This window comes from Phaeodactylibacter xiamenensis, assembly GCF_965229835.1.
In the GTDB taxonomy this organism is placed as follows: Bacteria; Bacteroidota; Bacteroidia; order Chitinophagales; family Saprospiraceae; genus Phaeodactylibacter; species Phaeodactylibacter xiamenensis.
In genome coordinates this window covers 671,030-684,445 of sequence record NZ_OZ245931.1, presented here as the reverse complement: position 1 = coordinate 684,445, position 13,416 = coordinate 671,030, and the positions used below count along the sequence as shown (strand labels likewise).

Annotated in this window: 3 protein-coding genes; 1 reads left to right on the top strand and 2 read right to left on the bottom strand. The window is 54.6% G+C overall.

The features are described from left to right. Positions 1-374: 374 nt before the first annotated feature. Both ACO08I_RS02490 and ACO08I_RS02485 read right to left on the bottom strand, forming a co-directional pair. Positions 375-8,990 (bottom strand): HYR domain-containing protein, encoded by an 8,616-nt coding sequence (locus ACO08I_RS02490; RefSeq protein WP_421948373.1) that lies wholly within the window; start codon positions 8,988-8,990, stop codon positions 375-377. A gap of 194 nt (positions 8,991-9,184) precedes the next feature. After that, complete coding sequence (locus tag ACO08I_RS02485; protein ID WP_421948372.1) at positions 9,185-13,204, bottom strand: gliding motility-associated C-terminal domain-containing protein; 4,020 nt, start codon at positions 13,202-13,204, stop codon at positions 9,185-9,187. Here ACO08I_RS02485 and ACO08I_RS02480 point away from each other — a divergent pair. Continuing rightward, positions 13,199-13,408 (top strand): hypothetical protein, encoded by a 210-nt coding sequence (locus ACO08I_RS02480; RefSeq protein WP_421948371.1) that lies wholly within the window; start codon positions 13,199-13,201, stop codon positions 13,406-13,408. The genes ACO08I_RS02485 and ACO08I_RS02480 overlap by 6 nt on opposite strands. Positions 13,409-13,416 lie beyond the last annotated feature (8 nt).

Sequence of the window (13,416 nt, the reverse complement as noted above, 5' to 3'; positions counted from 1 at the left end):
GAGAGCGTGTTTATTGACCTTATAAAAAGTGTAGACTACATGAGGCCATCTCGTTTGAGATGGCCTTTTCTATTAGGCGCAAACCCAATTGTGACTTAAGCACCCCAGAGTGCCCGATTTGCTTATTAACGATTTGGCGGATGCTATCCCCATTGCCCTTTAACAGCACTTGATCTGAAGGTCATCCTGGCGAAGTCACATAGCTTCTCCGCTTCATGATAACAATCAAGGGTTATTTCTCTTGAGGGTAATAGTGTAGAAGCGTAGAATAAAACCAGAAAGGCCGGGCGCCCTTTCGGATGCCCGGCCTCCCGGTCTGCCCACTGCGGGCGCCGCCTAAGCAGCGCCCGCCGGGCTATATCTCAAAGAGATGGTTACTTAATGATTACCATCTTCTTCGTTGCTGTGTAGTCACCAGTTTCAACAGTGTAAGATACTACGCCTGTCGCCGCCAGCTCAGAAGACTTAACCGTGATGTGGTTGTAGCCTTTAGAGCCATCCTGGCGGTACAGTTTCAGTACCTTGCCGGTTACGTCGCTGATGGTGATCGTCACCTGTGCTGCCTCTGGCAGGTTGAAGCCGATCACAGTCTCGCCCTTGAATGGGTTCGGCTGGTTCTGGTACAGCTCGAACCTGTCCGCCGAAGCTGTAGCGGAGGCGGAGCCAAACTCGATCGCTACGTCCTGGAAGCTGCCGTCTTTGCCGTAAGCTTCTGCCTTCGTAACTGCTGAGCTTACGCCCAGTACTTCGCTCAGCATCACGTCGCTGTTGGCGCGCAATACCAGTGTGAACAGCTCAATGCCCGTTGGCGCCTTCGCTGAAGCTCCGGACGCCCAGTGCCAGCTTGTCGTGATCATGCCTTCGCCCAGGTAAGACAGGCCGAAGTTGTCTTCAGTAGCTACACCGCTTACGATGTCTACCAGCTCTACGCCGTTGCTCAGCGTCAGCGTCGCCTGGTAGCCCTCGATGCGTGCCAGCTCAGCAGCTGTGAAGCTTACGCGGTACTCATTGCCCGCCTTCAGCTCCTGCTCGTCTGTCTGCAGTGCAAAAGTGCCTTCGTAGCTGCGCTCGTCAACTACTGCAAAGCTGTTTGCTGCCGCATCACCGTTCACATCACCAATCTTCACGGCTACGAAGTCCGCATCCATGATGCTTGTCGCAGGCAGGTCGTTGATGTTGATCACTTCAGGGAACTGCTCTGCCCATGGGTTAGATGGGTCTGGGAAGACGTAAGCCGTCTCCACAAAGCGCCAGCTGGTGTTGTTAGCGAACTCTGTATCGATAGACAGGATCAGCTTGCGCAGCTGGATCAGGTCCAGAGTAGTGATAGAGCCAGAGTTGTTAACGTCCGCTGCGATACGCTGGTATGGCGTGCTCAGCGGGCCAACGCCCAGGATGTGCTTGCTGATCAGTACCAGGTCGAACGTAGACACACCGTTGAGGTAGTCGCCGTCGCGCTGTGGCGTGATCGTGTAGTCAAGGCCTGATGTCAGGTTCGTGAATACGTAAGCGCCGTCGTTCTGAGTCGTCATCGCTGTAGAAGCCTGGCCGGAAAGGCTGACCTGTACATCTTCTACCGGCTCGTTGTCCTCGGTATTGACTGCACCGGCTGCCATTGGTGCTGCTGCACCGCATACGCCCATGTTGTCCTGTACCAGGATGTAAGTCTCGCAGAAGTCGCTGTTGCCAGCTGCGTCGTACGCCCAGATCTCGATCACCAGCGTGCCTTCGTCGTCGCAAGTCAGCACAAGGCCGGTCTGGTCAGGGTCGTTAGGCTCGCCTACGCGGTTGATAGAGTACTTGATCGGCTCAGAGCAGTCGCCCGCCTGAGTGGAGAAGTCGACAAAGTCGCTCGCCCAGATCTCAGCCATGCCTGCGCCCGGGTCCGGCAGGTTGTCGCCGTCCTCGTCTACTGGCATCAGCTCGATCGCAATGCCGTTCAGGCAGAATGGCGCTGGCGCCTTGCAGTCGATGATGTCGAATGGCAGGATCGCAAGGTCTGAGTTGCCACAGCCGTCCAGTACGTGCACTTCGAACGCGTGGCTGCCGATTGGCAGGCCGTTCACTGTGATCGTGTAGTCTGGGTATGAGCCAGATACCACGCCTGTCAGCTGTACAAGGTCGCCGCTCAGGAATGGGTCAAGGAACACCTTGATCGTCAGGTCGTCTGGCGTACAGTCCTCATCGATGCTGAACGGATAAGTCACGTTCGCATCACAGTTCACGTTGTCCAGTGAGCAGAATGCGTCTGCCTGCGTGAAGCTGATCTCAGGAGCGGTGTCGTCGTATACCTTGATGATCTGAGTGTACTGGTAGTAGCCAGTCTCATCGTAGTCAAAGTCGTAGTAGTCGTTTGACGTACCACAGAAGTTGATGCCTGGTACGTTGTTGTCAGGCGACTCGTCTGTGTCCTCATCGAAGTAGATTTTGCCGTTCGGGCGCGCAAGCAGCCAAATGCATTCATCACCTGGCGTGCCGTTACAGTCTTCGTCGCGGCCCACGATGTAGGGGTCGCTCTCGCCGTCATACTGGCACCAGTTGATCACCTTCCACGTACGGAAGATCTTGTAGCACTCGTCGCCGGATGCAGAGAACTGCTCGTCGTTGCTTGTCACTGCAAGCAGGTCGCAGCCAAGCTCGTTGTAGATTACACTATCTGGTTCTGCTACTCCACAGTCCGCCTCAGCGTCTTTTGGGAACTTGATCTCGTAGTTGTGCACCTCATTTACCGTGATCACCTGCACACAGCTGTTCGTGCTGCTCAGGCCGTTCACGTCAGTGACGCGGAAGATACGAGTGATGGAGCCGTAGCCGCACTCCAGGTCAGCGTTCGATGCTACCTGCTGTACAGATGCTACGCCGCAGTTGTCTGCGCCCGTCGCCATGCCGAACAGGTCTTCCAGCTGGCCTGCGTCAGATGCGTCGAAGCCGTATGGCAGATCGTCGCAATCCACAACTACGTTGTCTGGCGCGTCACAGAATGGGTTGATCTTGTCCTCTGGCGTAACGCTCAGCCAGCAGGAGTTCTGGTTGCCGTACTGGTCGGTCACAACCAGTGTGATATCAGATGTAACGCCTACGTCACAGCAGAAGAAGTCGACGAAATCGCCGGTTACGCTGTTCTGCGTGCCGCAAGTGTAAGTGACCGGGTTGAAGTTGTTGCGGAAGATCGCGATAGATACATCACCGCAGTTGTCCCATGAGCCTTCGTCCACGTCAGATGCGAACACCCGTGCTAGCGCTGGCTGGCCAGGCACGATGTTGCCGCCGCCGATGCTTACGTTCAGCTGGTCGTCGCATACTGCCACTGGCTCGATCTGGTCGATCACTGAGAATGGGCAGTACAGCTCCGTCTCATTGCCACAGTCGTCTTCTGCCACATAGCGGAAGAAGTGGTCGCCGAATGGGATAGAGGATACGAAACGGTTCGCGCCGGGCTGGATTGTGCGCACCACTACGGTGTCGATCACAAACTGTCCGGTTGGCAGGCCGTACTGGTTGATCACCTCTTCCTCTGTTGTCGTCACGATCTCAGTGTATACCGTTACGTTAGAGCAGTTGTCGCTCACGCCTGGCATTGGCACTTCGAAAGACGCACCGCAAGAGAATGGGCTTGTAGAGTAAGCGATTGGCGTGCCTGCTGGGCAAGACACCTCTGGCGCTGTGTAGTCGCCAACTTTGATCAGCTGGTCGATGATCACTGTGCTGCCTGGGTCGCACCAGTCAAATACGGTCCACTCACGGCGGAACTTGAAGCGGCCTTCGCACTCGTCTACTGTTGGCAGGTCGTCGTAAGAAGCGCCGATGTTGCAGTAATTCGGAGCAATGTCAAAGATGCCGAACGCTGTGAAGATGAACGGATAGCCGGTCAGCTCTGGAGCCGGGTTGCCGTTCGCCAGCGCTGGGTAGTCTTCGTCGCACTCTACCACTACCGTGATCGGCGGGTTCGTCACGTCAGCAAGCGTTGGCTTGCGGAAAGTGATCTGCTGCTGGCACTCGTCTGTCAGGCCCTGGTCGTCAGTAGCCGTGAAGGAGCGCGTGATTACTACGTCGCCGCAGTCGCCGGAAGCTGTGAAGCTGTCCGTCGCTGTGATGCCTACGTTGTTGTCGCAGTTGTCCGTCGCACTTGGCGCGCCTACCCACTGGTAAGTGCCGCTGATGAATGCGGTCTCCTGTGCTACAGAACCTGCGTCGCCGCCGTAGATCTGGTCGAAGTCATTGCAGAACAATGGCAGTACCAGCTGCTCGGTAGTCGATGGCAGGGCAGAGAACGTCGTGTCAAACTGGGTCGTCCAGTCTGGCAGTGTCGTCTGCGTGAAGTTCCATGAGCCTACAAGGCCGTTGCCGTCGCTGAAGATCGTGTGCGTGTAAGGGCCTACCTGCTCCGCATCTACTGAAGATACCAGTACAGTGTAAGTCTCGTATGGGCGCAGTGGCAGCGTCATACGGATTGTCGGGTTGATACCGCCGCCCACAGGGCCGAGGTTCGCGCTGTTCAGGTCCGCTGTTGACGCCGTGAGGATATTCTCACATGGGCTGTCAGGGTTGAAGCCGCCCTGGAATACCGCTGTCGCTGCTCCGCCGTTCCAGCCGGCTGGCGCAGTCAGGTAAATTGTATATACATCCTCTTCACTAACCTGGAATTCGATCAGGTCGTAGTACTGTGGGCCCGCCAGTGGCGTGGTTATAGGGCCGAAGATGTTGAACAGGTAGTCGAGGAAGCAAGAGTAGTCCGCCAGCTCGATCTGTGGGTCAGACGCTGTCAGCTCGCCGTCGATCGTTTGTACAGGCACACTGACAGTCGCTACGTCTGTGTCGTCCGGGCACTCGATAACCGGTGCGGTCTTGTCTTCGCCGGTAACAAAGCCCCAGCATGGCTCGAAGCCTGCTACGTCTGGTGTCAATGGAGAGAAGACGAAGTTGTCGACTGTTGCAACGCCTGGGCCTAAGGTACAATCTACAGATGCAACTCCAATAGCCAGTACGTCACCAGCTGCAACGTCTACGTTTACAGTACCCGCTGCATTAACACTGTTGATCGTATTTACTAAGACTGTTACATTGCCATTAGCATCAACGAGTGCGATGAACGCATCCCAGCCAGAACCGAATAGATCGAGGCTAGTGTAATCGTAGTCAAAAGTGACATTTCCATCATTAGGCATTGCAATGGCAATAGATGCCTCGGCACCCGTTCCGAAACAGCCAATTCCATCAGGGCCGTCAAAGTCAACAGAAGCGCCATTAGCAGCAAAGGATACAGAACCATTATTCTGCTGAAGGATGCTCCAGTTACCCGGTGCAAAATCACCAGTAAAGCCAACCACAGGCTGAGCAGTTGTTGCAAAGTCAATTTCATAGATGAACTGGCCGTGGCCGTCCAGGATATTGCCGTTCGCAGGGTTGTCGTCGTTTACGATGTTGACCGCAAAGTCAGACTCCTCGAAGCAGCCGAAGTTGCCTTCCAGTACCATATCCGCAGTGATTACGCGTGAGCAGTTGTCGTCAAGCGTAACGTTGATGTCATCGTTGCAAGCCAGGTTCTCCTGTGGTGCAGGCGCCTGAGTTACGTTGATAGCGAAGGACTCCGTGCGGCTGTTGCCAGCTGCATCAGTCGCTGTAATTGTGATCGTGTGCACGCCAGGGCCGCCCATGAATACATAGCCGCCTGGTACTGCAGTAACAGAACCTGTACCTGCAGAAACAGATACAGTTGGGGCAAGGTCTCCATCGCAGTTGTCGATCGCTGTCACCTGGAAAGTCTGAGAAGCTACTGCATCTACAAGACATGGGTCCAGTGCAATATTGATGTTCTGTGATGGGTAGATGATGATCGGAGCAGCGTTGTCAGGCTGGTCTGTTACCGTAAAGGTAGCAGTGCCTTCTGAAGTCGCGCCTGCGCCGTCAGTGTAAGTACCTACGAGTGTGTAAGAGCCCGCTGGGATACCAGCAAGGTTCCATACGTAAAGGCCATTTGCCTCATCAGAAGCGGCTGCGTCAACTGCAGGTGCAGCACCGCCGTTCAGTGTGAAGGTAGCACCGCTAAGGTCTGCATCACAGTCGTCTGTGATCTGTACCTGGAAGCTCAGGTCTGCTCCGTCCGCGCAAAGCGGCTCAAGGAATGCAAGGTTGCCGGGCATCGTGATCGTTGCAGGCTGGTTCGCATCCTGGATAACAGAAACCGCGTGGTCTACAGTTACGCCCTGGTAGCTTACTGCGATGAGGTAATCACCTGGCTCAAGGTTGCCGGTAGCCTCGAAGTATACGTAGTCTTCCTGTGGCAGGAAGTAGCTGATCGCTACATCTGCACCGCTAACGGTCAGGTCTGCAGGATTGAAGTTGAATACTGTCAGGTCACAGTCATATACGTTGCCAGAGAATACAACTTCTACGTTGTCCTCACATGCTGGCACGTGGAACTGGCCGTTGCCGGATACATCTACAATTGGAGCCGGGCTTGCTGCCTGCGTCACTTCGATATCGAAGCTGTAGGAAGCAGTATTGCCTGTATCGTCAGTAGAAGTGTAAGATACCGTGTAAGTACCTACTGTCAGCGTGCTGCCGGAAGATGGGCCAGCTGTCTGAGTCAGTGCTGGCTGCACATCACAGTCATCAACTGTAGATACTGTCCAGTTTACAGGCACGCCTTCATCCTGGCAAGCCGGGATTTGAACCTGCATGTCGCCAGGGCCGTAAATCTCAGGGATACGCACATCCAGTACTTCGATAGTGAAAGTCAGGGTCGTGTTGTTGCCATTCTCATCGGTTGCGCTAAGCGTAACAACGTTCGTGCCTACTGCAGCGAAGATATTCACAGCGTAAGCCGCGTCTACTGCATCCTGAGTTACTGAAGCTGTTGGGAATACGCCAAGGTTGTTATTGGTCACACTCGCTGTGAAGTCAATATCAGATGGCCCACCGCAGTTGTCGAATGGGAACACAGACCAAAGCAGCTGTACGCCGCACTCGCCCTCTGGCGGAGTGTACGTAAGCGTCGCGCCTGAGCCCAGGTCAACACCACCGGCTGCAGTCACGTCTATACCTGGTGCCTGGCTGTCGGATGGCGTCAGCGTCTGAGTTGCTGAAACAGAAGAAACACAGCCCGTCTGGTCTGTGTTAAACTGGCAGCCGCCTGCTGAAGCCAAGGAGAGGTTCACAGTGTAGACTGTACCACCTACTGCGGCGTTCAGCCCACCGAAGGTTATGGTATTGCCCGCTGGCACGTTGAAGAAAGTGGTCCCGCCTACAGAGATATTGTAGGAAGCGCTACAACCATCATCATTCACCGTAACATCAAAGCTGCCGGAGAACTCGTCGCCCGGGCAAACTGGGTTGTTCACGTTGGTGATAGAAATCGTTGGCTGGCGGTCCTGAATGTCCGCGCCATCGATTTGGCCAGTTGCAGATGAAACATTAGAAGCTGCACAGTTCGCAGTAATTGCGTAGTTGTAGGTCGTGCCTGGTGTCAGGGTACCTGCAACAATAGTCAGCTCAGTGGAAGTCATGTTGACAAAGTCGACAACCGGCTGGTTGCCATTCTCGATGTCAACGGTGTAGTTTTGAACCCGATTATAGGGGTCGTCTATATCCCAATCCAGGACAACGACACCATCGCAGTTGTAACTCACTGTCACGTTTTCAGGCGCTGGGCAGGAAGGTGCAGGGGGATTGCTCGCTGCACAGGTCTCCCAGCCATAAATCAGGGATTGAGGTACGTCTTGTACTACTGTAATTCTACGCGCAAGGCCACCGTTAGGAGCCGTTGGCGAATTCTCGATACAATCTTCTGTGATATCAAGGTCTTCAAACTGCTCTTGAGCAAAGAAGAACTTGAAGTCCTGTTCGCCGGCAGGTACGGTCACAGTCTTGCAATAGATTCCATTTCCCATATCTTCCATGAGGAAATCAGCACCCGGGTTGAACCCATTGAAAGTACCGGCTACTGCTGGTGCATCTACTACGGAGAAAGGAGAAAGGTCAAGACAGAATTCAATGTCAGCAGTTGGTGGAGGCGGACAATTGTCTTCGCAGGTCTCCCATCCGAAGGTCACAGATTGGGGCATCCCTTCTTCCACAGTAATTCTACGTGCGAGGCCATCAGTGGGAGCTCCCGGAGAACTCACGACACAGGCGCCTGCTCCATTAAGGTCTTCAAACTGCTCCTGAGCAAAGAAGAACTTGAAATCATAAGCACCTGGATCTAACTCCAAGGTCTTACAGTATATACGGTTGCCCATATCCTGCATCAGGAAATCAGCACCCGGATTGAAATTATTAAAAGACCCCGCTAACGCAACTGCGTCAGAAACAGGGAAGCAATTCAGATCTATGCAAAACTCAACTTCTACTTCCGTAGATGGAGGGGGTGGTGGTGGCGCACAATCCGAGAAATAGATATTGTCAACGTAAAATTCTCCGGTACCAGTTGGCAAACCAGAAAAAATAAGCTGCGAAAGTCCGGACCTGCTAGTAAGGGTAAACGCCGGGTTTGTGACCAGTGCTGGATTGGCAAAGTCAGCCAATGCAATAGAAAAGGTATTCCAGCCCGATTGAGTTGGAGTTAAAGCTATTTCTCCTTCGGTCACAAAAGTAGCCCCGTCAAATTCGACCAACTTGACTCTGAAAACGGTCATATTTGGCGTCCAGACATCAACGTTGAAAGTAGTCATTGCTGTAGCGTCAATAGGAGTACCAAACATTTCGATTCCCAGAAAATCGACGTTCTGATAGAAACGGGTATCATTCCCGGCTATAGGAATTATACCGCCACCGGTAGCTGAGGACCATGGTGTCAGCCAGGTATCAACCGGTACATCCGTGTAGGCGTCACTAAATAAGGAAATCACTTCCTGATCACAGGACGGATCAGGCGCAGCTTCGTCTGGTTGCGCAGCTGCTTGCCCCATAAACAGGAATAAGGCCAAACACGCCGTAGCTAGTGGCCTAAACCATTTTTTAGGACTAACGAATAAAGTATTCGTTGTTTTCATAAGATCACGATTTGTTTTAAAAAATTAGGTCGTTATTAATTGCATACCAGGCTGGCTGAAATAGAAGAGGATCAGGAACAGGTCGTAATAAAATTAAGCAGGATGAAACCCCCTTAGAATGATCACAATTCGAAATGCCAAATAAAAAGGCATGTATACAATTAGGATTAAAAGTACAGAATAAAATGCAGAAACTATTTTAAAACAATGATTTCCCCACTTTTTGTCAATATACTTCCGTCTTTCAGCTCTATTTGCAGGGAATAAAGATATACCCCGGGGCTCACCGGTTTCCCCCGGTAGTTGCCATCCCAGCCAAACTGACTATCGTTGGGAGCAATATTCTCTCTGGAAAATATTGCTCCTCCCCATCGGTCATACACCCGGAAACTAATTATGCTGCTCACATTAGCACCCGCGTAGATCACAAACCTATCATTTACCCCATCATCATTCGGAGAAAAAACATTAGGGACATAAAGCCTTTCTGTCCGGTTTACAAAAACCTGAGTCTGCCCGGTGAGTACGCAGCCGTTTTCATCAATGACTGTAACAGTGTAAACGATTTGTTGACCGGGGCTGGCAAACGGAGACAAGCAATCGGTGCAGCTTAAGCTGGGATCAGGATTCCAAAATACAGAGTCAATGACAGCGTCGGTATTGAAAGATAATTGGACACTATCTCCAAGAATCACCTCGATTTCTGGATCTAGGTCTAGAAACAGCAATTCCGAAGCCAGAATAGTGACCTCAGTTGTTGTTTCACAGCCTTCAGCGTCCTGGACAATCAAATTGTATACCCCTGGCTCCAGATTTTCGAATTGCAGATTAGACGTGAATGCACTATTGTTCAAGGATACAAGATAGGGAGCCTGTCCGCCAATGATCGAGTCTACAACAATGCTGCCGTCGTTTTCGCCAAAACAACTCTCATGAATAATAGTGACTGCTGGCTCCAAGTCAAGATTACATGGAATACCTGCACAAGGTATGCAAATGGAGCCATCGCAGTCTAGAGTGGTCACTTCATCGTTAAAGGTATCGGGGTCACCATCGTCACAGGGCTGAGTCGTTGTGGACCCGGAAACGCAATCTTGTTGCTGGCCCGCGCAAGGCACGCAGACGCTGCCATCGGACAGGAGTATCGTTTCCACATCATTAATGGTGCAAGGGTCGCCATCGTCGCAGGCCTGAACCTGCTCGCAGCTGCCATCGGTGCCGCAGGGGGCGGCTTCGCCCGCGCAAGGCACGCAAATGCTGCCGTCAGACAGGAGTATGGTTTCCACATCATTAATGGTACAAGGGTCGCCGTCATCACAAGCCTGAACCTGCTCGCAGCTGCCATCGGTGCCGCAGGGGGCGGCTTCGCCCGCGCAGGGTACGCAAATGCTGCCGTCGGAGAGTAGTATCGTTTCCACATCATTAATGGTGCAAGGGTCGCCGTCATCGCAGGCCTGTACCTGCTCGCAGCTGCCATCCGTACCACAGGGGGCGGCTTCGCCTGCGCAGGGTACGCAAATGCTGCCATCAGACAGTAGTATCGTTTCCACATCATTAATGGTGCAAGGGTCGCCGTCATCGCAGGCCTGTACCTGCTCGCAGCTGCCATCCGTACCGCAGGGGGCGGCTTCGCCCGCGCAGGGTACGCATATGCTACCGTCAGACAGGAGTATGGTTTCCACATCATTAATGGTGCAAGGGTCGCCGTCGTCGCAGGCCTGTACCTGTTCGCAACTGCCATCGGTGCCGCAGGGGGCGGCTTCGCCCGCGCAAGGCACGCAAATGCTGCCGTCAGACAGGAGTATGGTTTCCACATCATTAATGGTGCAAGGGTCGCCGTCATCACAAGCCTGTACCTGTTCGCAGCCGCCATCGGTGCCGCAGGGGCCGGCTTCGCCTGCGCAGGGGACGCAAATGCTGCCATCAAACAGGAGTATGGTTTCCACATCATTAATGGTACAAGGGTCGCCGTCGTCGCAGGCCTGTACCTGTTCGCAGATGCCATCCGTACCGCAGGGGGCGGCTTCGCCCGCGCAGGGTACGCAAATGCTGCCGTCGGAGAGTAGTATCGTTTCCACATCATTAATGGTGCAAGGGTCGCCATCGTCGCAGGCCTGAACCTGCTCGCAGCTGCCATCGGTGCCGCAGGGGGCGGCTTCGCCCGCGCAAGGCACGCAAATGCTGCCGTCAGACAGGAGTATGGTTTCCACATCATTAATGGTGCAAGGGTCGCCGTCGTCGCAGGCCTGTACCTGTTCGCAACTGCCATCGGTTCCGCAGGGGGCGGCTTCGCCCGCGCAGGGTACGCAAATGCTGCCGTCAGACAGGAGTATGGTTTCCACATCATTAATGGTGCAAGGGTCGCCATCGTCGCAGGCCTGAACCTGCTCGCAGCTGCCATCGGTTCCGCAGGGGCCGGCTTCGCCCGCGCAGGGCACGCAAATGCTGCCGTCAGACAGGAGTATGGTTTCCACATCATTAATGGTACAAGGGTCGCCGTCATCACAAGCCTGTACCTGCTCGCAGCTGCCATCGGTTCCGCAGGGGGCGGCTTCGCCCGCGCAGGGTACGCAAATGCTGCCGTCAGACAGGAGTATCGTTTCTACATCATTAATGGTGCAAGGGTCGCCGTCATCACAAGCCTGTACCTGCTCGCAGCTGCCATCGGTGCCGCAGGGGGCGGCTTCGCCCGCGCAGGGCACGCAAATGCTGCCATCAGACAGGAGTATCGTTTCCACATCATTAATGGTGCAAGGGTCGCCGTCATCACAAGCCTGTACCTGCTCGCAGCTGCCATCGGTGCCACAGGGGGCGGCTTCGCCCGCGCAAGGCACGCAAATGCTGCCGTCAGACAGGAGTATGGTTTCCACATCATTAATGGTGCAAGGGTCGCCGTCATCACAAGCCTGTACCTGCTCGCAGCTGCCATCGGTGCCGCAGGGGGCGGCTTCGCCCGCGCAGGGTACGCAAATGCTGCCGTCGGAGAGTAGTATCGTTTCCACATCATTAATGGTGCAAGGGTCGCCGTCATCGCAGGCCTGAATTTGCTCGCAGCTGCCATCCGTACCGCAGGGGGCGGCTTCGCCCGCGCAGGGTACGCAAATGCTGCCGTCAGACAGGAGTATGGTTTCCACATCATTAATGGTGCACGGGTCGCCGTCATCACAAGCCTGTACCTGCTCGCAGCTGCCATCCGTACCGCAGGGGGCGGCTTCGCCCGCGCAGGGTACGCAAATGCTGCCGTCAGACAGGAGTATGGTTTCCACATCATTAATGGTGCACGGGTCGCCGTCATCACAAGCCTGTACCTGCTCGCAGCTGCCATCGGTTCCGCAGGGGGCGGCTTCGCCCGCGCAGGGTACGCAAATGCTGCCGTCAGACAGGAGTATCGTTTCTACATCATTAATGGTGCAAGGGTCACCGTCATCACAAGCCTGTACCTGTTCGCAGCTGCCATCGGTGCCACAGGGGGCGGCTTCGCCCGCGCAGGGTACGCAAATGCTGCCGTCAGACAGGAGTATCGTTTCCACATCATTAATGGTGCAAGGGTCGCCGTCATCGCAGGCCTGTACCTGTTCGCAGCTGCCATCGGTGCCACAGGGGGCGGCTTCGCCCGCGCAGGGGACGCAAATGCTGCCATCACTATCTAGTATCGTTTCTTCATCGTTGATGGTACAGGGGTCGCCATCGTCACAAGCCTGTACAGTCGTGGGCGCTGTACTACAGTCGGTAACGGTTCCCATGCATGGCACGCAAATACTGCCGTTGCAGTCCAGGATGGTCTCTACGTCATTAATGGTATTCGGGTCGCCATCGTCGCACGCTTGCACCGTGGTGGCGCCAGTACTGCAATCCTGTACAACGCCTGCGCAGGGCACACAGATGCTGCCATCGGACAGCAGTATCGTTTCCACATCATTAATGGTACACGGGTCGCCGTCGTCACAGGGCTGAACCTGTTCGCAGCTGCCATCGGTGCCACAGGGGGCGGCTTCGCCCGCACAGGGTACGCAAACGCTGCCATCACTATCTAGTATCGTTTCTTCATCGTTGATGGTACAGGGGTCGCCATCGTCACAAGCCTGTACAGTCGTGGGCGCTGTGCTACAGTCGGTAGCGGTTCCCATACAGGGCACGCAGATACTGCCGTTGCAGTCCAGGATGGTCTCTACGTCATTAATGGTATTCGGGTCGCCATCGTCGCACGCTTGCACCGTGGTGGCGCCAGTACTGCAATCCTGTACAACGCCTGCGCAGGGCACACAGATGCTGCCATCGGACAGCAGTATCGTTTCTACATCATTAATGGTACACGGGTCGCCGTCGTCGCAGGCCTGTACCTGTTCGCAGCCGCCATCGGTGCCGCAGGGGGCGGCTTCGCCCGCACAGGGTACGCAAACGCTGCCATCACTATCTAGTATCGTTT

Bases quoted from the DNA above. Each gene is read 5' to 3' on its own strand.
- ACO08I_RS02490 (WP_421948373.1), bottom strand. From the start codon at position 8,990: ATGAAAACAACGAATACTTTATTCGTTAGTCCTAAAAAATGGTTTAGG.